This is a genomic window from Streptomyces sp. NPDC088706, from assembly GCF_044752765.1.
In the GTDB taxonomy this organism is placed as follows: Bacteria; Actinomycetota; Actinomycetes; order Streptomycetales; family Streptomycetaceae; genus Streptomyces.
The window spans coordinates 955559-975500 of record NZ_JBIVLW010000001.1 but is presented as its reverse complement, the minus strand read 5'-3'; the positions used below and the strand labels follow the sequence as shown (position 1 = coordinate 975500).

16 protein-coding genes and 1 pseudogene are annotated in these 19942 nt (G+C 71.4%); 10 read left to right on the top strand and 7 right to left on the bottom strand.

All coding sequences use genetic code 11. The features are described 5' to 3' along the window. Nucleotides 1–3: 3 nt before the first annotated feature. The gene (locus tag ACIQAK_RS04350; protein ID WP_366387844.1) at nt 4–990 is read right to left on the bottom strand and encodes a hypothetical protein; all 987 of its coding nucleotides are present in this window, start codon (nt 988–990) and stop codon (nt 4–6) included. 365 nt (nt 991–1355) lie between these two features. Between ACIQAK_RS04350 and ACIQAK_RS04345 the strand changes: the two genes are divergently transcribed. The 3 genes from ACIQAK_RS04345 to ACIQAK_RS04335 all read left to right on the top strand — a co-directional run bounded on the left by ACIQAK_RS04345 (nt 1356) and on the right by ACIQAK_RS04335 (nt 4557). Continuing rightward, on the top strand, nt 1356–1976 hold the full coding sequence (locus ACIQAK_RS04345; RefSeq protein WP_366387845.1) for a DUF4291 domain-containing protein: 621 nt from the start codon (nt 1356–1358) through the stop codon (nt 1974–1976). 192 nt (nt 1977–2168) lie between these two features. Further along, a complete protein-coding gene (locus ACIQAK_RS04340; RefSeq protein ID WP_366387846.1) occupies nt 2169–3536 on the top strand; it encodes a histidine kinase in 1368 nt (455 codons plus the stop codon). A gap of 340 nt (nt 3537–3876) precedes the next feature. After that, nucleotides 3877–4557: a response regulator transcription factor gene (locus ACIQAK_RS04335; RefSeq protein WP_366388581.1), complete on the top strand. Its 681-nt coding sequence runs from the start codon at nt 3877–3879 to the stop codon at nt 4555–4557. A 90-nt stretch (nt 4558–4647) separates the two neighbouring features. Here the strand turns inward: ACIQAK_RS04335 and ACIQAK_RS04330 are convergent. Beyond that, nucleotides 4648–5235: pseudogene (locus ACIQAK_RS04330) on the bottom strand (phosphatase PAP2 family protein); the annotation flags it as partial. A gap of 284 nt (nt 5236–5519) precedes the next feature. On the opposite strand from ACIQAK_RS04330, the gene ACIQAK_RS04325 reads away from it, so the two are divergent. The 4 genes from ACIQAK_RS04325 to ACIQAK_RS04310 all read left to right on the top strand — a co-directional run bounded on the left by ACIQAK_RS04325 (nt 5520) and on the right by ACIQAK_RS04310 (nt 11604). Continuing rightward, nucleotides 5520–8318: an alpha/beta fold hydrolase gene (locus ACIQAK_RS04325; protein ID WP_366387847.1), complete on the top strand. Its 2799-nt coding sequence runs from the start codon at nt 5520–5522 to the stop codon at nt 8316–8318. Continuing rightward, nucleotides 8315–9226 carry an ABC transporter permease gene (locus ACIQAK_RS04320; RefSeq protein WP_366387848.1) on the top strand — a complete coding sequence of 304 codons (912 nt, stop codon included), beginning with the start codon at nt 8315–8317 and terminating at the stop codon, nt 9224–9226. The genes ACIQAK_RS04325 and ACIQAK_RS04320 overlap by 4 nt, the downstream gene beginning before the upstream one ends. Nucleotides 9227–9493: 267 nt before the next feature. After that, the gene (locus ACIQAK_RS04315; RefSeq protein ID WP_366388582.1) at nt 9494–11059 is read left to right on the top strand and encodes a von Willebrand factor type A domain-containing protein; all 1566 of its coding nucleotides are present in this window, start codon (nt 9494–9496) and stop codon (nt 11057–11059) included. A gap of 77 nt (nt 11060–11136) precedes the next feature. Next, a complete protein-coding gene (locus ACIQAK_RS04310; protein ID WP_366387849.1) occupies nt 11137–11604 on the top strand; it encodes an anthrone oxygenase family protein in 468 nt (155 codons plus the stop codon). 62 nt (nt 11605–11666) lie between these two features. On the opposite strand, the gene ACIQAK_RS04305 is transcribed toward ACIQAK_RS04310, so the two are convergent. Continuing rightward, on the bottom strand, nt 11667–12542 hold the full coding sequence (locus ACIQAK_RS04305) for a peptidoglycan-binding protein (protein WP_366387850.1): 876 nt from the start codon (nt 12540–12542) through the stop codon (nt 11667–11669). Nucleotides 12543–13360: 818 nt separating this feature from the next. Between ACIQAK_RS04305 and ACIQAK_RS04300 the strand changes: the two genes are divergently transcribed. The 3 genes from ACIQAK_RS04300 (at nt 13361) to ACIQAK_RS04290 (ending at nt 14741) form a co-directional block, all read left to right on the top strand. Continuing rightward, nucleotides 13361–13633, top strand: coding sequence for a hypothetical protein (locus ACIQAK_RS04300; RefSeq protein ID WP_366387851.1), 273 nt, complete (start codon nt 13361–13363; stop codon nt 13631–13633). Between the two features lie 46 nt (nt 13634–13679). After that, on the top strand, nt 13680–14240 hold the full coding sequence (locus tag ACIQAK_RS04295) for a hypothetical protein (RefSeq protein ID WP_366387852.1): 561 nt from the start codon (nt 13680–13682) through the stop codon (nt 14238–14240). A gap of 306 nt (nt 14241–14546) precedes the next feature. Then, nucleotides 14547–14741 (top strand): hypothetical protein, encoded by a 195-nt coding sequence (locus tag ACIQAK_RS04290; RefSeq protein WP_366387853.1) that lies wholly within the window; start codon nt 14547–14549, stop codon nt 14739–14741. A 13-nt stretch (nt 14742–14754) separates the two neighbouring features. Here the strand turns inward: ACIQAK_RS04290 and ACIQAK_RS04285 are convergent, their stop codons facing one another. The 4 genes from ACIQAK_RS04285 to ACIQAK_RS04270 all read right to left on the bottom strand — a co-directional run bounded on the left by ACIQAK_RS04285 (nt 14755) and on the right by ACIQAK_RS04270 (nt 19930). Further along, on the bottom strand, nt 14755–15897 hold the full coding sequence (locus tag ACIQAK_RS04285; protein ID WP_366387854.1) for a Fic family protein: 1143 nt from the start codon (nt 15895–15897) through the stop codon (nt 14755–14757). A 1075-nt stretch (nt 15898–16972) separates the two neighbouring features. Beyond that, nucleotides 16973–18724, bottom strand: a complete 1752-nt coding sequence (locus ACIQAK_RS04280; protein WP_366387855.1) for an ABC-three component system protein — start codon at nt 18722–18724, stop codon at nt 16973–16975. Beyond that, nucleotides 18702–18992: an ABC-three component system middle component 6 gene (locus ACIQAK_RS04275; RefSeq protein ID WP_366387856.1), complete on the bottom strand. Its 291-nt coding sequence runs from the start codon at nt 18990–18992 to the stop codon at nt 18702–18704. The genes ACIQAK_RS04280 and ACIQAK_RS04275 overlap by 23 nt, the downstream gene beginning before the upstream one ends. Further along, nucleotides 18989–19930, bottom strand: coding sequence for an ABC-three component system protein (locus tag ACIQAK_RS04270; RefSeq protein ID WP_366387857.1), 942 nt, complete (start codon nt 19928–19930; stop codon nt 18989–18991). The genes ACIQAK_RS04275 and ACIQAK_RS04270 overlap by 4 nt, the downstream gene beginning before the upstream one ends. Between the last annotated feature and the right edge of the window lie 12 nt (nt 19931–19942).

The window sequence follows — 19942 nt, the reverse complement described above, 5'->3', positions numbered from 1 at the left end:
CCCTCACGCTGGTCTCCGCCCGCCCGTAGCGACGATGACGCCACGGGCGGGCGTTTTCGTGATTGTCGTACCCTTCGTGGACTTGTGGTGTACGGGGACTTGTGGTGTACGGGGCGAGGGGGAGCACAGGTGATTCGGGTCGTCGTCGTGGATGACGAGCGGCTGGTCCGTTCGGGTCTGCGGGCTGATGCCCCGCTGGGCCATCCGCGGCGCGGCGTGCTTGGAGATGCTCTTGACGCCGGTGGAGAGCAGCAGGCGCCCGGCGACGATGGCGAGCGGGATGAACCAGGCGGGGTCGGCGACCACGGGGTACGCGGTGTTCGGCCCGGGGCGTACGGTCTGGACGAGCGCGCCGCCCTCGACGCGGTACTCAGTGGGCACGGCCTCGCCGTTCGCGTCCTTCGCCCAGGGCGCGTCGAAGGTGCCGAGGTAGGTGTCCCCGTGGCTGACCAGGACGCTGCCGTCCTCCAGGTGCTCGGTGACCGCGTCGGCGGGCAGGTCGAGCGGGAACCGGTACTCGGTCGGCGCCTGTGCGTCCCGCAGGGTGATCAGGGCCCGCACCCCGTCCCGGTTCGGCTGCACCGCGAGGTCGAAGCCCTCCTCGGCGTCGGCGTACACGACGGTCCCGCCGGTGCTGCGCGCGGCGGAGGAGTGCGCTCCGCCGGGCAGGCCGAACCGCACGGTGTCGTCGCCGTAGGTGGACTCCACCGCGCCGTCGGCGGTGGCGGGGGCGGTGATCCGCGCGGTGTGCGCGTCGGCGGGCACCTCGAAGCGGGTGGCGCCGTCCGCGAGGGCGGTCCCGGGGACGAGGTCCGCGGTCCCGGTGACGCGCTCCACCGCCTCGGCGGCCTGCACGACCCGGGCGGTGGAGGCGGTGTCGGCCTGGGCGGCCGTCGCGGTGAGGAGTACGGCACCGGCGGTGCAGGCGGCGACGAGTAACCGGGCGGCGCCGCGGTGACGGCGGATGGATCGATCGGTGGTGCGAGACATGTGCGTCCTTGCTGACGGCCCGGGAGCGGGCCCCTGGTGAACAACAACGCCCAGCAGCCTGGCAGCGGGCCCCCGCCCGGGGAATCCGTCCGGCGGCGGTGGATGACCCCCGCCGGTCGGCGGGGGCGAACCGGCCGGAGGAGACGGCGGTCCGTGGAGGGACGGCGCAAGGGGACGGCGCAGAGGGCGGCGCAGTGGGACGTACAGAGGGGCGGCGCAGAGGACGGCGCAGAGGGACGTACAGAGAGGCGGCGCAGCGGACCGTGCAGCGGGACGTGCAGAGGGGCGGCGCAGCGGGACGTACAGAGGGGCGGCTGAGGAAAACGGGATGCCGGGCCCCGGACCCGTACCGCATCCTGGGGCCCATGAACACCCCCGCCCTCCCGCCCCGTTACGAGATCCGCGCGCTGCACACCTCATCCACCGTCACCGTCTACCAGGCGTACCGGCCCGCCATCGGGCTCCCCGCCGCGCGCGACGGGCGGTTCCCCGCCGAGTGGAAGCGGGACCGGATGACGTGGATCAAGCCCAGCTTCCTGTGGATGATGTACCGCTGCAGTTGGGGCACCAAGGAGGGCCAGGAGGTCGTGCTCGCCGTCGAGATCGACCGGAGCGGCCTGGAGTGGGCCCTCGCGCACGCCGAACTCTCCCACTACGTACGGGGTGTCCACGCCGACCAGGCTGCCTGGAAGCGCGGCCTGCGCACCGCCCCCGCCCGGGTGCAGTGGGACCCCGAGCGCGACCTGGACCTGAGCCCGCTCCCGTACCGATCCCTCCAGCTGGGGCTGAGCGGGGAGGCGTCCCGGCGGTACGCGGACGAGTGGACCGTCTCCGTACGCGATGTCACCCCGCTCGCCCGCGAGGTGCACGCGGCGGTGCGTGCGGGGGAGCGGGAGCGGGCCGCCGCCCTGCTGCCGGTGGAGACGCCGCTCGACCTCGACGCTCCGCGGCCGGTGCGGGGTGCGGTCCCGGCGCCCGGGACGTGACTTTCGGCAGTGCCGGAAGGCCGCCGGCCTTCGTAGCCTCTTCCTGTGAACAGCCTTCCCCTCGTGCGCAGCCTCCCTTTCGTGCGCTGCCTCCCCTTCGCGAAGAGCCTCTCTGTCGTGGACGGGACTCCTGATGGATCCCGCCCCGGGCCGGTGCCCGGCCTTCGGCGGGCGGGGCCGGGGGGCCTGCTGGTGTCCGCCGTGGCGGCGTTCGGCGCGCTGAGTCTGGTGGGGTGGTGGTGGGGTCTGCCCACCGCGCTCGCCGCGTTCGTCGCGGGGCGGGGACCCGGGCGCGGCAGGACGCTCGCCCTCCTGCTGGCCGGAGCCCTCGTCGCCGGGGCGGTGGCGGTGGCCGTGGTGCCTTCCCTGCTCGGTCTCGGGACGCAGTTCGTCGCGGTGGTCGTTCTCGCGGTGCTCGTGCCCTGGTTCGTGGGGCGGTTCTCACGCCAGTACCGGGAACTGGCTCGGGCCGGCTGGGCGATGGCCGAACAGATGGAGCGGGAGCGGCAGTTGGTGGCCGAGCAGGCGCGACTGCTGGAGCGGGCCCGCATCGCCCAGGACATGCACGACGTCCTGGGTCACGACCTCAGCCTCATCGCCCTGTCGGCCGGCGCCCTGAAACTGGCGCCCGGCCTGGACGAGCCGCACCGGCGGGCCGCTCAGGACATCCGGGGCAGGGCCGCCGCCGCGGTGGAGCGCCTCGGCGAGGTGATCGGTGTCCTCCGCGAGCAGAGCGAGGGCCCGCCGCAGGGGCCGGGGGACTTCGACATCGCCCGGCTCGTCGGTGACGCGGCCGCCTCCGGGCTCGCCGTCGGACTCTCGGTGGACGGGGAGGCGGCGGCGGGCCTCCCTCCCGCCGTCGAACGAGCCGCGCACCGTGTCGTCCAGGAAGGTCTGACCAACGCGGCCAAGCACGCGCCCGGCGCGCCCGTGAGCGTCGAACTCGCGCACACCGCGACCGAGACCCGGGTGGTGGTCCGCAACGAGGCCCCGGAGGCGCCGGCCGGACCGCCTCCCGGGCACGGGGGTCGCGGACTCGTCGGTCTGGACGAGCGCGTCCGGCTCGTCGGCGGCACCCTCGACCACGGCCCCCGGGACGGCGGCTTCGTCATCGCCGCCCGGCTGCCCCATCGTGCCCCCGCGCAGCCTCCGCGCCGCCGGGCCTTCCCGTATCCGGCGAGCCCCGCGCCCGCCGGATACGGGAAGGCCCGGCGGCGGGTCCGCCGTACCCTGCTCACCGCGCTGGCGGTGCCGCTGGCCACGGGTGCGGTGCTGCTCGCCGTGGTGGGGGCGTGGGAGACGGTGGCCGCGTCCCGGTCCGTCCTGGACCCGCGCGACTACGCCCGCCTGCGGGTGGGGCAGGATCGGACAGAGCTGCGAGAGGTGCTGCCGGAGCGGCAGTCGGTGGACCGGCCGACGGGCGCCGGGCCGGAGGAACGAGGGGTGACGTGCGAGTTCTACGCGATGACGGCCGACCGCTTCGACGACCGGTCCGGAGACGCGTACCGGCTCTGCTTCCGGGACGGCAGGCTGGTCTCCCGCGACGCGCTGACGCCGTGAGCGCCCGATGAGCGGGCCGGACGCGGCCAGGGCAGCGGGCACGACTCCGACGGAGGCGGCCAGAGCAGCGGGCACGCCCTCGACGGAGGCGGCCTGGGCGTCGGACACGACTCCGACGGAGGCGGCCAGAGCAGCGGGCACGCCCTCGACGGAAGCGGCCAGGGCAGCGAACACGACTCCGACGGAGGCGGCCAGAGCAGCGGGCACGCCCTCGACGGAAGCGGCCAGGGCAGCAGACACGACTCCGACGGAAGCGGCCAGGGCAGCGGACACGACTCCGACGGAAGCGGCCAGGGCAGCGGGCACAGCTCAGGCGGCGGATGCGACCGGGCCCGGACCGATCCGGGTGCTCGTCGCCGACGACGAGCCGATGATCCGTGCGGGTGTGCGGGCCCTGCTGGCCACCGACCCGGACATCGAGGTCGTCGCCGAAGCCGCCGACGGGCACGAGGCCGTAGAGCTGGTCCGGGCCCACCGTCCGCACGTGGCGGTCCTCGACGTGCGGATGCCCAAGGCCAACGGCATCGAGGCCGCGGCCGAGATCCGCCGCACGCTGCCGACCACCGGCGTCGTCATGCTGACCACGTTCGGCGAGGACGACTACATCCTGCGCGCACTGGGCTGTGGTGCCGCCGGATTCCTGATCAAGTCGGGTGAACCCGAGGAACTCCTCGCCGGAGTACGGGCCGTGGCCGACGGCGCCGCCTATCTGTCACCGAAGGTCGCCGCCCGCGTGGTCGCGCACCTCGCGTCCACCGGGGCCGAGGCCCTGGCCGGCCGCCGGGAAGCCGCCCGGGAAAGCGTCGCCGGGCTGACGCCCAGGGAGCGCGAAGTGCTGTCGTACCTCGGCAACGGGCTGTCCAACAGGCAGATCGCCCGGCGGCTGCACCTGGTCGAAGGAACGGTGAAGGCGCACGTCAGCTCCGTCCTGACCCGCCTCGGCGTCGACAACCGGGCCGCCGCCGCCGTGGTCGCCCACGAGGCCGGGATCCCGTCCCCGCCACCGCCCGAACAGCGCTGAGGCGAGGCGTTCGGCGGGCCGCCCCAACGTGAGCAGGACCGCCGCCGCGACTGCCCCGCCGAGCACTCCGCCACCGAGCACGTCATGCGGGTAGTGGACCCCCACCAGGACCCGCAGCAGCGCCGCGGCCACCGCCAACGGCAGGGTCACGGCGGCCAGTCGGGGCCTGCGCACAGCCAGCCCGACCGCCAGGGCGGCGGCGAGGGTCGCGTGATTGCTCGGGAAGGACCAGTCGCCCGGCTCCGGACATCCGGCGACCACCTCGACGCCGTCAAGGGCCCGGCACGGGCGCTCCTCGTCGACGACCAGCTTCAGCGCCTCGCTGATGCCGTACGCCACCACGGTCCCGGCGCCGATCAGGACGGCTCCCGCCGCCAGGCCCGCGTCCCGTCGGCGTACGGCGGCCCAGCCGAGACCGAGCAGCAGCAGCCCCAGGAGCGCCAGGGTGCCCTCCGAGGCCGCCTCCAGTACGTGGCCCAGCCACCCCGGAGCGTCCGCGACCGCCCCCGTCAGTGACCGGTACGCCGTTGCGGACGTCCCGTGCGCGACCTCGACCGGGCCGGGCCGGCCGAGCCCTCCCGGTGACAGCAGGACGATCAGGGCGGCCGCCGTCGCCAGCAGGGCCGCCGATCCGAAGAGCCGCCGAGGCAGCGCGTGTCGATGTGTGTGGTTCGCCATGCCGGTGAACGTACGAAGGCGCGGTGGCCGGACGCAGGGGCCGAACGGCAGGGTCCACCCCCGACGAACGTCAGGGGTCGTCCGGGCGAGGGCACGCCGGCGGAACACTGAGCCCCCGGCCACGCCCGCCCGATAAGCAGCCGATGTCCGCAATGGCCTTCGGCCGGGATGAGGCCCGTACCGCATCCGGAGTACGGGGAGGGCGCACCGTACCTCTCAGGGAGGCTGCCCACCTCACCCTGGCGGCACTTCGACCGGTTGCGTCCTCCGTTTAGGGTCGAGGGATGGAGACCCCTACTGTTCGACGGCGGCGATTGCTGCCCCGTACCCCTGGCCGGTGGGCCGCGGCGCTCGCCGCGCTCGCCGTGCTCGTGGGCGGCGGCACCTGGACCGCTGTCGCCGACGACGGCCCGCCCGCCGTGCAGCGCGAGGACCGGACGCTGCGCCCGGCCGGGGTGCCGATCGACACCTCGTACTTCACCGCCGGAGGTTCCGGTAAGCGGCCGGCCGTGCTCATCGGCCACGGCTTCGGCGGCAGCAAGAACGACGTACGGGCCCAGGCCGAGAAGCTGGCCGCCGACGGGTACGCGGTGCTGACCTGGTCGGCACGCGGGTTCGGCAAGTCCGGCGGGCCGATCTCGCTGAACGACCCCGACGGCGAGGTCAGGGACGTCTCCGGGCTCATCGACTGGCTGGCGACCCGCCCCGAGGTCGAGCTGGACGCGAAGGGCGACCCCCGGGTCGGCCTCACCGGCGCCTCCTACGGCGGGGCCGTCTCCCTGCTCGCCGCCGGACACGACCGGCGGGTCGACGCCATCGCGCCCGTGATCACGTACTGGAACCTGGCCGACGCCCTCTTCCCGGACGGGGTCTTCAAGAAGCTCTGGGCCGGGATCTTCGTGACCTCCGGCGGCGGCTGCGAGAAGTTCGAGAAGCGGCTCTGCGAGATGTACGAGCGGGTCGCCGTCAGCGGCAAGCCCGACGCCGAGGCCCGTGCCCTGCTCACCGAGCGCTCGCCCTCCGCCGTGGCCGACCGCATCAAGGTGCCTTCCCTCCTCCTCCAGGGACAGTCCGACTCCCTCTTCCCGCTCGGCCACGCGGACGCGATGCAGAAAGCGATCAGCGCCAACGGCGCACCCGTCTCCGTCGACTGGATCTCCGGCGGTCACGACGGCGGCGACAACGAGACCGCGCGCGTCGAAGGACGCGTCGGCTCCTGGTTCGACCGCTACCTGAAGGAGGAGACCGGTACCGACACCGGACCCGCCTTCCGCGTCACCCGTACCGGAGGCGTCGACTCCACCGACGGCGCCGCCCTCAAGCGCGGCGCGAGCAGCGACACCTACCCGGGGCTGCGCAGCGGCGGCCGGGAGATCCCGCTGCGGGCGACAGGCGGAGGCGGCGCGTCCGCCGAAAACGGAACCGGAACCGGAACCGGAACCGGAACCGGAACCGAAAACGGAACCGCCAACGGAACCGGAGTCGGCCCCGCCAACGGAACCGGAGCCGGCCCCGCCACCAAACACACCGGCTCCACCGAGACGTTCCGCAACCCCGCCGGCTCCGCCCCGCCCGCCATCTCCGCCGTACCGGGCGTCGGCGGCGGGCTCTCCCAGCTCTCCTCCCTCGGCGTCGGGCTCTCGCTCGACTTCCCCGGGCAGTTCGGCCGCTTCGAGTCGGCCCCGCTGACCACCGCCGTACGCGTCACCGGAACGCCCACCGTCCGCGTGGACGTCAGGGCGACCGAGGGCCGCGACGCGGTGCTCTTCGGCAAGGTGTACGACGTGTCGCCGGACGGCAGGCAGCAGGTGCTGCCCTCCCAGCTCGTCGCCCCCTACCGGATCACCCCCGACCAGCAGGGCAAGCCGGTGGAGCTGGCGCTGCCCGCCGTGGACCACGAGTTCGACGCCGGGCACCGGATGCGGCTCGTCCTCTCCGCGACCGACCTCGGCTACGCGTCCCCCGCCGAGCCCGCCGCGTACACCGTGACCGTCAAGGGACCGCTGACCGTCCCCACCGCACCCGCCGTCACCACCGCCGCGGCCACCCTCCCGTGGTGGACCTGGGGCCTCCCGGCCGCCGCCCTCGTCATCGCGGCCGGTCTGCTGCTCACGGCCCGCCGCCGTACCGCCACGCCCGCGCCGGACCCCGCGCTCACCGACGTACCGCTCCAGATCACCGGGCTCTCGAAGAAGTACGCGAAGTACGTCGACCGGTACGCCGTGCGCGAGCTGTCCTTCCGCGTCGAGAAGGGGCAGGTCCTCGGGCTGCTCGGCCCCAACGGCGCCGGCAAGACCACCACCCTGCGCATGCTCATGGGGCTCATCACCCCCGACGAGGGCGAGATCCGCGTCTTCGGGCAGGCCATCCGCCCCGGTGCCCCGGTCCTCTCCCGCGTCGGCGCCTTCGTCGAGGGCGCGGGCTTCCTGCCGCACCTCTCCGGGCGCGCCAACCTGGACCTGTACTGGCAGGCCACCGGGCGTCCCGCCGAGGACGCCCACATCGACGAGGCGCTGGAGATCGCCGGGCTCGGCGACGCGCTCGCCCGTGCGGTACGGACGTACTCCCAGGGCATGCGGCAGCGGCTCGCCATCGCGCAGGCCATGCTCGGCATGCCGGACCTGCTGATCCTCGACGAGCCTACCAACGGGCTCGACCCGCCGCAGATCCGCGAGATGCGGGATGTGATGATCCGTTACGCGGCCGGGGGCCGGACCGTCATCGTCTCCAGCCACCTCCTCTCCGAGGTCGAACAGTCCTGCACCCACCTGGTCGTCATGGACCGGGGCCGGCTCGTGCAGGCCGGACCGGTCGCCGAGATCACCGGATCCGGCGACATGATCCTGGTGACCACGGCCGACGAGGTGTCCGAGCCGCTCGCGGAGAAGGTCGCGTCCCTGCCCGGCATCGGCTCCGCCGTCCGCACCGACGACGGCCGCGGGCTCCTCGTCCGCCTCGATGGGGCCACCACCGCGCGCCTCGTCGCCGACCTCGTCCGGCTCGACGTCCCGGTCACCGGCGTCGGACCGCACCGCCGCCTGGAGGACGCCTTCCTCACCCTGATCTCCGGAGGAGCAGCATGAGCGCCCCCGTCCAGCCCCCAGCGGACCGCGTGGCGGCCGAGCACCCGGAGGCCGCCGGCTACCGGGCCGGGCGTACCCTCCCCCTCCGCGTCGAGGCGATGCGGCAGCTGCGCAGGCGCCGCACCCTGCTCATGGGCGGGATCCTCGCCGCCCTCCCCTTCATCCTGATCATCGCCTTCGCCATCGGCGGCTCGCCGGACGGCGAGGACGGCGGCGGAGGAGGCCGGGGCGGCAGCCGGATCAACCTGATGGACGTGGCGACCGAGTCCGCCGCGAACTTCGCCGCCACCTCGCTGTTCGTCTCGGCCGGGTTCCTGCTGGTGGTGCCGGTGGCGCTGTTCTGCGGGGACACCGTCGCCTCCGAGGCGAGCTGGTCCTCGCTGCGCTATCTGCTCGCCGCCCCCGTGCCGCGGGTGCGGCTGCTGTGGTCCAAGCTCGTCGTCGCGCTCGGCTTCAGCCTCGCCGCGATGGTGCTGCTGCCACTCGTCGCGCTGGCGGCGGGCACGGCGGCCTACGGATGGGGGCCGCTGAAACTGCCCACCGGGGGAGCGCTGGCGGCCGGGGACACCCTGCCCCGCCTCGCGCTCGTCGTCGCGTTCATCTTCGTCTCCCAACTGGTCACCGCCGGACTGGCGTTCTGGCTCTCGACGAAGACGGACGCCCCGCTCGGCGCGGTCGGCGGCGCGGTGGGCCTCACCATCGTCGGCAACGTGCTCGACGCCGTCACCGCGCTCGGCTCCTGGCGCGACTTCCTGCCCGCGCATTGGCAGTTCGCGTGGGCGGACGCGCTCCAGCCCCAATTGGAGTGGGGCGGCATGATCAAGGGGGCGGCGATCTCGGTGACGTACGCCCTGATCCTGTTCGCTCTGGCCTTCCGCGGGTTCAGTCGTAAGGACATCGTGTCCTGAACCTGATGTTCCGCGGGTTTGCCGTCCACAAGCGGGCCCTGCTGGACCGCTGTTGCCGCATCGAGATGGTTCCGCAACGCTTTCGTCGACTCCGGTCGGCGCCCTCGTACGTCACATTCACAGGTGTCGGAGACACCGTGATGACGTGGGGGGTTACGGATGGACCAGCGAAACGGACAGCGAACCACCGGCCGACGAACAGGGGCACGGGCAGGGGCACGGGCAGGGGGCCGCGCCCCGGCGGTGGCGCTCCTGCTCGCCACCGGGATGCTGCTCACCGCGTGCAGCGGCACCGGTCCGGCGGACGGCACCGCCACCGACAAGCGCGCCGGCACCCGCCCGGCGCAGGGGTCGACCGGCGGCGCGCAGCCCGCGCCCGGCTCGGCTCCAGCGGAGCGGGGACGGCAGACCGAGGAGAGCGGGGACACGGCCCGGCCCGGCACCGCGGCCCCCGACTACCTCTCCACCTTCGCCCTGGACGTGGACACCGCGAGCTACGGCTACGCGCGCCGCGCCCTCGGCGACGGCAGACTTCCCGACGCGACGGACGTGCGGCCCGAGGAGTTCGTCAACAGCTTCCGCCAGGGGTACGAGCGGCCCGTGGGCAACGGATTCTCCGTCACGCTCGACGGAGCGCGCATCGGCACCGACGGTGAGGGCGGTGGAACCGGGCCCTCCGACTGGTCGCTGCTGCGCGTCGGCCTGGCCACCGGGGCCGCTCCGCCGAGCAGCGAACGGCCGCCCGCCGCCCTCACGTTCGTCATCGACATCTCCGGCTCCATGGCCGGCCCCGACCGCCTGGGGCTGGTCAAGACGTCCCTGGACATCCTCACCGACGAGCTGCGCGACGACGACTCCGTCTCGCTGGTCACCTTCAGCGCCGCGGCCGAGACCCGGCTGCCGATGACCCGGCTCAAGGGCAACCGGAACAGGATCCGGGACGTGGTGGACGCGATGGAGCCGGCGCAGTCCACCAACGTGGAGGCGGGCATCGAGCGCGGCTACGAGGAGTCGGTCGAGGGACACCGCAAGGGCGTCAACAACCGGGTGGTGCTGCTCTCCGACGCCCTCGCCAACACCGGCGACACCGACGCCGACAACATCCTGGAGCGGATCGACTCCGCCCGCCGCGAGTACGGCATCACCCTCTTCGGGGTCGGCGTCGGCAGCGACTACGGCGACGCGTTCATGGAGCGGCTCACCAACCGGGGCGACGGCCACACCACGTACGTCGGTGACGAGGAGCAGGCCCGCAAGGTCTTCGTCGACCAACTGCCCGCCCACATCGAACTCCGGGCCCGGGACGCCAAGGCCCAGGTGGCCTTCGACCGCAGGACCGTGAAGCAGTTCCGGCTGATCGGCTACGAGAACCGCGAGGTCGCCGACGAGGACTTCCGCGACGACAGCGTCGACGGCGGTGAGGTCGGCCCCGGCCACACGGTGACCGCGCTCTACGCCGTACGACTGCGCGAGGGCGCCTCCGGTCCGGTGGCCGAGGCGACCGTGCGCTGGCTCGACCCCAAGACCCGCGAGGCGCACGAGGAGAGCGGCTCGGTGCGGACCGGGACGATCGACGGCGAGCTGTGGGGCTCCGCGCCGCAGCGGCTCCAAGTGGCTGCCATCGCCGCCTACTTCGCCGACTCCTTGCGCGGCGGGGACCTGCCCGGCACGCCCACGCTCGATGAACTGGCTTCCCGGGCAGCGAAGTTGGCGGGCGATACCGACGACGGTTCCGTACGGAAGCTGGCGAAGGCGATCGGGCAGGCGGAGGCGCTCAGGAACGGGGCCGAGCCGGAGGGCGGGGGAGAGGCGGGCGAGGGGGAGATCGGCTGATCCGGCAGGCGGCGCGACGGAGCACCGTGTTCGCACAGTCATGCGGAATATAGCTGTGCGAACGGCTGTCACCCGTCATGATGTCGGCCATGACCTCCCTGTTCCTGGTGCTCTCGGTGATCGTCACCGGCCTCTACGCGGGCTTCATGCTGGCGTTCCTGACCGCGATCATGCCCGGCCTCGCCGCGCTGACGGACGAGCAGTTCACGGCGGCGATGCGCCGCTTCAACGAGAAGGTCCCCCGGCCCCTCTTCCTCGTCCTCTTCCTCGGCGTGGTCGCCCTGCCCGCCGCCGCGCTCTTCACCGGGCTCGGCGAGCACGACGCCGTGGAAGGCCCCGCGCTCGTGGGAGCACTCGTCTGCGTGGTCGCCGGGCACCTGGTCACGATCGCCGGGAACATCCCGCTCAACAACGCCCTGGCGACGTCGGAGGGCGGCGACGACAGCGCCGCCCGCAAGGCCTTCGAACCCCGCTGGAACACCTTCCACCGGATCCGCACCGCGTTCGTGCTGGGGGCGTCCGTCCTGCTGGCCATCGCGCTGTAGGGCCGGGCGCCGCCCGGCAGGCGGCAGTTCGACACCGGGCCCGGGTCCATCGGCCGGGCGACTCACACGTTGGGGACCTTGAGCCGGTCCCAGGTGGCCTTCCCCGGGATGCCGTCCGCGTCGGTGCCCGTGTAGCCCAGCTTGCGCTGCCAGGCGGCGTAGGAGTTCCGGTCGGCGGTGGACCAGGCCGGGCCGGGGCCCACCGTGTACCGGCCGCACCCCTCGGCCACCAGACGCCTGCCCATCGCCGCGACGATCGGGCTGTTGCGGCCGACCGTGAAGAACGACGCCCCCGGGAACGGCTCGTACGTCGGTTTCGGCGGTGGCTCGGCGGGCCCGTCCGGCGCGCCGTCCAGCCGCTTGCCGATCCTGGTGCGCATCGAGTTCATGGTGAAGCCGCGCGGATCGATCTTGCCCGGCTGCCACTCCAGGTGCCCGATCACCGACCGCTGCGACCAGCCGTGCGCCCGGCAGACGGCCGCGGCGGCGCGCTCGATCGCCAGCAGCTGGGCCGCCGGCCACGGGTCCTTCCCGTCACCGAGGTTGACGCACTCGAAGCCGTAGAAGTACCGGTTGCCGTCGGTGTTGGCCTCGTTGTCCGGGGGCAGGGCCTTCTCCGCGACCACGGCACGCAGCACGTCGTCGTCGCCGAGCCCGGCGTGGTTGGCGCGCCCGTTCCCCACGAGGTACACGGTCCCGTCCTTGGCGATCACGCCGTGACAGAGGGGGCCGGGGAGGGCGGAGTGGCCGTTGTAGCAGAGCTCGACCGAGGTCGCGGTGCCCGACGTGACGGTGTGATGGATCATGACGCCGTGCGTCGGGCCCCAAGGCCCCTTGTGATTCCGGTTGTTCGTACGCCAGCTCCGGTGTTGGACGACGGTCAGGCCTTCGTCGCGGAGGGCTTTGAGCAGCTTGTCGGCGGACAGCGGCGTCGCCATCGTGGCGCTCCCTTCCAAGTGGTGCGGCGGTTCGCGGGGGTGTTCGGCCGGTGGAGGGCAGGTTCGGCCGACGGACGGCACGCCAAAGCTGCGCGCGCCCGAACGGGTCTGCGGGAAGGTGGGAGAGTGCCCGGCGGAAGGATTCCGTATGCGGGCCGTACAGGAACGATTTGCCCGTTCTTGCGCCGCCCTGAACGTCGTTTCGGCCCGAACGTTTCGTCGGCCCACCACTCTTGCGCCCGGGATTCCGCTTAGCGGGGCGCGGGGGGTGGATGGGGCCGGAGTGCCGGCTGTGGGGGGCACGGGCGTTCCCGCACCGGCCCGTCCCGCCGCCCGTCCTGCCGCCCGTTCCGCTGCCGCTGCCGCTACTGCCGCTGGAGAAAGGCTGTGCTACCGGTCGAGGACGAGGGGGCGCAGCCGCTGGGAGACCGGCAGGCAGAGGCGGGCCCGCACGGATGCACGGGCCGGGAAGTCGTGGTCGAACCGGGCGTCGTGGGTCACCGGGGCGCCAACCTGCTCGGACCGGCGAAGAGGCCCTCCGGTGCGGAGGGCCTCACGGTCGTGCGGTCGGTGTGCCCCCGGCAGGACTCGAACCTGCGGCCAAGCGCTGAGAAGGCACTTATTCTAACGTATCTCTACCGTCCTGACCTGGCACTTTATAGGCCAGTGATGCATCGTCAGCTGTTTTGGGGGGCGCATGTTGGACGATCTTGCTCGCTGACTGGTGGTGGGATCATGGAGGAAGAGTCCGTAGCGATTCGGGGACCCGTTTCCTTGACGAGGGGCGCCACGGGCGAGACCTGATCGAGGTGCCGACCATGGATACCACCTTTGACGTAAGGGTCTGGCAGATCGAGCGGGGCTCCGGGAAGCTGCGCGAGTCCTACGGGGTCCGCTGGTCCGTCGGTGGAAAGCGCCATCGCAAGACGTTCCAGACGTTCGCGCTGGCCGACGGTTTCCGAGCGGAGCTGGTGACCGCGACGCACGCCGGAGAGCCGTTCAACATGTCGACCGGCTTGCCGGACCGGCATGAGCCGAGAACTTCCTCGGTCGGGTGGTACGACTTCGCCGTCCAGTTCACGGACGCCTAGTGGCCGCGTGTGTCGGCGAATCACCGGAAGCACGGCTCGCACGTTGATGATCGTCACCACTGCGCTGATGGACCGGGATCCGCCGGGCGTCCCTTCCCGCCGGGTCCGTACGGCCCTGAGCGATTGGGCTTTCAACACCAACCGCCGCGACGATGACCCGGATGACGTGGTCGCGGTACTCGGCTGGGTGCGGCGGCATACTCCGACCATGGACGCCTGGACCGATCCGCTCATCGTCCAGGACGTTCTGCTGGTACTGGGAACGCTGCTGGACGGGAGACGGGCGGCCGCTTCGTCTGTGAAGCGGCATCGACGGGTCCTGCATCTGCTGATGAGGTATGCGATCGTCCGCGGCATTCTGCGGTCCGATCCGGTTCCTGAGGGGCGGAATCTCACACCGCAGTCTGCCGGTGCGATCGACCGGCGCCGGCTGCTGAACGAGCGGCAGGCGGCACAGTCGCTCGACTGGATCCGCGGTCGGCCGCGCAGCGGGCAAAGGCTGCAAGCATTCTTCGCCACGTTGTACTTCACGGGGCTACGTCCGGAAGAAGCTGTCGCGCTGCATGTCTCAGACCTTGTCCTGCCTACCTCGGGGGTAGGACAGTGAGCCGACATCGTGGTCCACACCGCCGAGCCCGAGATCGGGCGCACGTGGACCGACAGTGGAACCCGGCACGATCAGCGACGTCTGAATGCCAGAGCAGAGGGTGAAACGCGCATAGTGCCGTGCCCTCCGACCTTGTCCACCCTCTTGAGGGCGCGTATCCAGGAGGCGAGCCTGCTCCCCGACGATCGACTCGTTCCCGGGGAACGCGGCGGAGTCCTCGCCGGTTCCGTCTACCGCCGTACGTGGGACCACGCCCGCAGGGCAACCCTGCCACCCCACGTATACGCGTCACCGACAGGACAACGCGTGTACGACCTTCGGCACACCAGGCTGACGATGTGGCTGAACAACGGCATCCCGCCTGCTCAGGTGGCCGAGTGGGCCGGCACCAGCGTTGCCATGCTGTTCGCCACGTACGCGCAGTGCATCAGTGGTCAAGAGCAAGATCTGCGGCAGCGACTCGACGAGATGCCGGACGCCTCGGCCACCCTGATTGCGTGATCGCCGGTGAGGGTCACCGCTCCCGTCGGTAGGGGTCCGTGTACGGCTCCATGGACTGGCGGACCTCGTCCCGGACTGGGTCCATGAGGGGCCCGGGGGCGTAGTAGCGGGCGCGGGCCTTGCCGTGGGCGACGAGCCAGCCGCGGGCCACGAGCTCCCGGATGTCGCGGATGGCTTGCTGGTCGCTGAGGTCGGCGTCCTGCTGGTAGACGGTGCGGCGCACCTTCGCGTCGGAGAAGGCGGGCAGCAGGGCATAGACCACCCGCTCGTCCAGACCGGTGGCCTCGACGCCTTCGACCAGACGGGTCCAGGCCCGCGACATGACGTCGAAGCGGCGCTGGGCCTGCTGGGCCTGTCGGTGATGGGCGGTCAGGCAGAACCGGATCCAGGGGCGGGTATCCCGCTCGGGGCTCCAGTGCGGGCCGCCCACATCCTCGAGGATCTGGTAGTAGGCGTAGGTGTTCTGTCCCCGGCCGAGCCATTCCTCGATGGAGGAGAATTCGGGGGGCATTAGAGCCTCGCGGGAGAACACGAGCGTGGACAGGGCGCGGGACATGCGTCCGTTGCCGTCCTTCCACGGATGGACCTTGACGAGGTTGAGGTGCGCCATGGAGGCGCGGACGTGGACGGGTGCGTCGAGATCGCCCTCGTTGAGCCAGTCGATGAACTCCGACATGAGGGCGGCGACGTCCGCCTGGTCCGGTGCGGTGTAGGCGGGGACCAAGGGGTCGTCGGGGCTAGTGACGTAGACGGGTCCGTCGCGCCAGCGGCCGGGGCGCTTGTCGAGGTGGTGGCCCTGGAGCATGAAGTGCAGCCCGTTGAGCAGGCCGGCGTCGTACCGGAAGCCGTCTCCGGCGTCGGCGAGGGCCTGGATGTAGGTCATGCCGCGCTGGTAGCCCTCCAACTCGGCTCGCGTCTTTTCTCCGGTCTCCAGGGGTTCCTCACCCGACATGAGGGCTTCCACGTCGTCGACCGTCGCCGCGTACCCCTCGATGGTGTTCGATCCGGCGATCGCCCGGGCGGTGAGGTTGCGGCGCAGCTGGCGGGTCCAGCGCGGAGTGGCCCGGAGCATGTGGCGCAGAGAGCGGCGCATGCTCTCGATCTCGTCGAGGGCGCGGCGGTCGGCGGCGTCCAGGGAAGGTGTTTTGTACAGCATGACTCCATGACATGATAATTCTGTCACGGAGTCAACCTGTCGCTGAGGTGATTCCTTGCCCTTGCCGGCAGCTCCGTCGCTGGTGTGGGCTTTTTGGCCGTGACGTGCAGCCTCCCGCTCTTTCGCAGCGCAGCTGGTGGGTGCAGGTATCGGCCCGGCCGTCCCGGTCGTGAAGGTCTTGCCCATGAGCGGACCGGGCGTGCATCCGGCCCCATCGGGTGCCGGAAGGGGCGCGGTGGGTCGACCTCGACCCAGGGGGTGAGTGCAGCTGCCGGGTCGCCGCGTTCGGGGAGCCAGGCGGCGAGCCGCCGCCAGACCTCGCCGGCGTGGGCCGGGCGATCGTTCGGTGCCTTTGAGAGGAGTTCGAGCACGAGGGTTTCCAGGTCCGAGGGGGTCTCGGGACGCAGGTCACGCAGAGGGGGCGCAGCCCAGCCGTGCCCTCCGTGGATCTCCTGCCCACCGAGCGCCGCTCGCGTACGTCACGGCCGGACAACGCCCGTACAAGCCAGGCCGCCCACCCGGACAGCCTGCCCGCACCGCCGGACGGTCACGCTCTGTGCGGCGTCGGGCGCTCCCCGCGGAAGATCGGGCACGTCACTCTCGGTGATGTGAACCAGGAAGCGGGGGCCGTGGCCCCCTCATTCAGGCGCACAAGCCGACCTCTTGAGCTTCACGGCTCTCTGCGCCGCTACACGTCGCGGCGCCCGCGCGTTTGCCGTGTCGCCGGGGGCGGGCTCGCTGTGCACCGGTCTCCGGACGGTCCTCGAGACGGCGGCCTCATCACCACTGTCACCCTCCTCATCGCCGAGCCGACCGCGAATGCCGCATGCATGGCCGGGTGCGCGGTCGTGAGGCCCGCCTCGACGTCCGCCTGGACGGGAGTGAACTGCGGATCGAGGTCACTGACGCCTGCGGCGACAGGTGGCCGACGCCACGACACCTCGGCAGTACCGGCGAGTCGGGGCATGGATTGCGCCTTGTCGAGGCGCTCGCTGACGACTGGGGCGTGCGCCCGCACCACCCCGGAGACAAGATGGTGTGGGCCATGTGCCGCCAGTGAGGTGCGAGAGTCGTGTCAGAAGCGGAACCCGAACAGTCCGCCTTCGTCGTAGGCGTCGGTCAGGCGGGGCTCGATGAGGTAGGGGGAGGGGTCGAAGCCGTCCAGGCGGGCGCGTTCCAGCTTGTCCGAGTTGAACGTCACGATGTACTGGAGACCTTCCTCCTCGGCGACCTCGGACGCCAGCGTCAACGCCTCAGTCACCTGGCGGTCGTCCACCCCGTCGAAGAGATGGCTGTCGTGGACCAGGAAGCCGGGCCCACGGTCGTGACGGAGGGCGATCACCGCGGCCGTGAGATCAAGGCAGAAGATCACCATCTTGTTAATGCCGACGCTGCCTTGACTGTCGACATGTGCCGAGATTTCCAAGCTGCTGGTGCCGGCCCTGATGGTGAGGTATGCCTGCCGGTCCTGCCCGTAGAGGCGGCGAGCGAAGCGGGCGAAGAGCCAGGTGGCCTCCCGGGTCTGCTCGCTGCGCTCCTCCAGGTCGAGCTCCAGTTCCTCCTGGAGCTCGGCGCGCTGCGCCGTGATCTCCCGCTGGCTGGCCTCCATGAACTGCGCCGTCTCATGCTGTTTGCGGAGCGCTTCGAGTGCCGCCTGCTTCTGGGCGAGCAACTGCTGGAGCGCTGTGAGGCCGTCGAGGGCGCCTCCGTCGCGCAGTGCGCTCAGTGTCTCGGTGAGCTCCTCACCGAGACGGGCGCGCTCGTGTTCGCGCGCCGTGAGTCTGGCCTGCGTCTCCTCGATCTCGTCGGCGAGGTAGCGGCGGCGGTTGCGGACGATGGACGCGTGGAAGCCGCGTACGTCCTCGAAGGAGCGGTGTACCCGGTCGGGCAGAACAATGCCTAGTTCCCGGTACATGGCGTCCACGTACGCCGTGTCTGGTTCGTTTGCCTCCTCCACCGCCCGCCGTAGTTCCGCCAGGTTTCGACGGTCGATCACGTCCTGCTCCGGGAGCGAGCGGACTCTCTTGTCCAACCCGTCGGCTCGCGCCTGGAGTTCTGCGTACGCGGGCACAACGTGGAAGGAGGCGATCTGCTCGCGGAGCCGGTTCACGTCGCCCTCCGCGACGATGATCCGTCCGCGCAGGTCCGCCGTCGTACCGACGACCTGGTGCCAGGACGGATCGTTCATCGCTGACCGCAGCTGCCGTCGGGTCGCTTCCCGTGCGGCGATGTCGCGGTAGCCGGCGGCGAGTCGCCAGTCCAGGCCGAGGAGATAGGCGAGGTTGGCCGCAGCCTCGGCCGTCGGCTGCTGCGGATAGGTCCGCACCGGGTCGTTGAAGGCGTGTGATCCGACGCGGCGTACGAGAAGCGACAGCAGGGCGCGCCCCGAGATGCCGGGGTGGTCGGCGGGCAGCCGGAAGAGGTTCGTCTCGATCCGTGTTCTCCACTCCGTCACAGGCATCTCACGGGCGAGGTTGAACGCGAAGAGCCCTCCGGCCTCGCCCTCGGTGCCGTCTGGAGCGTCGGTCAGGACGATGCCCTGCTGGGCACCGCGCCTGCTCACTTGTACCGGCTCCTCGTGCCCGGGCCAGTCCATGGTCAGCGTGAAGAGAGTGCGCCGAAGCCGGGTGTGGCCGGGCAGGCTGCCTTTACCGGCCTGAGCCCCCAGGGTGAAGTGCAGCAGCTCTACCAGGCTGGACTTGCCGGTGCCGTTGCGACTGTCCGTCTTCCTCGCCCCGGGGTGGGCCTCGGCGACCAGAAGATTGAGGCCGCGCCGGAACTCAACGGGGCGGAACCGAGGATCGTCAGCGCTCAGACGACGCAGCATCGTCCCTCCTTCTGGTCGGCGAGTCGGCTTGCCTTCTCGTCAGCAGATCGACGCGGAATTCGATCACACCGAGCGCGTACAGCACATCGAGCCCGAGGACGAACCAATGGAAGGAGACCGGAGAGTGGTGGCCGAGCCGGACACGTTCGGCGCGGAATCTCGACCAGGTCTGGGTAACGGTCATCGGCATGTCGAGGACCCGCAGGATCTGCGCACCGACGGAGAGCAGGGAGCGGTCCGGGGAGATGCCCTTCGTCGGCGTGATCACGCGGCGCTCCGGTCCGCCGCGCCCGGAATCCAGCCGTCGGGTGGCACGTCGAAGACGTCGCACCGCTGGAAGAAGTGGGCGATGACGATCCAGGCGCAGTACATCGAGTTCAGACTCGGCGCGGCGTTTCCGAGGATGTACTCCTGCAGTGCGGCCCACAGCTTGTCCTGGTCGTCGGTGTCGGCCCGGACCTGGTCGTAGTACACCCGGAACCCCTGCGCGACCCGGTCCGCCTCGTCCGGTGCGCCGAGCCCGGCGTAGTACCCCTCGACGATATGGCTGTGCCCGATTCCCTGGATCAGCGCGCCGCGGACGTCACCGGACAGACCGTTCCACTCGATCTTGTACTTGTTGACTTCAGGGAGGGCCGCGAGCGGCTGCGACGTGCGCCGCTGCTCACCGAGCCGGGCAAGCAGCGTCTCGAGATCGGTGAGTCCGATGCCGTACGTCTTGTCCTGGACCGGCAGCTCACAGCCGAGGAGATCTTCCGTGGCGATCCTGTCCAGTCGCATGACGTCGTTCCACAGGCGGTGCCAGCCGTAGTGCTCCACTCGGCGCGGGCGTAGCTTCTCCTGAGCCTCGGACATCATCACGCTCAACTCCGGGTGCACGCCCTTGAGATCGTTGACCGCGAAGCGGAACATGTCGAAGGCATCCGGCCGTTTCACGAGCGCCTTCTGCAGGTCCGAGGCGAACTTGCGCTTGACCCGGGCGATGTCGTCGGTCTGCGGTGAGTAGCAGGCCCAGAGCACCCGGTCCCAGAGGAGGAGCCCGTCGGCGCCCAAGTCGCCGAGATTTCCGTGTGTGCGTACGGGCACGAAGTCGGGGTGCCGCAGGCTCAGCAGCTTGTGGATCAGCTGCTCGAAGCTCTCGCCCGGCATGTCGGTGAGCTGCTGGCGCAGGGTGAGCTGCGCCAGCATGCGCTGAGTGAAGTCCACGTGGTCGATTCC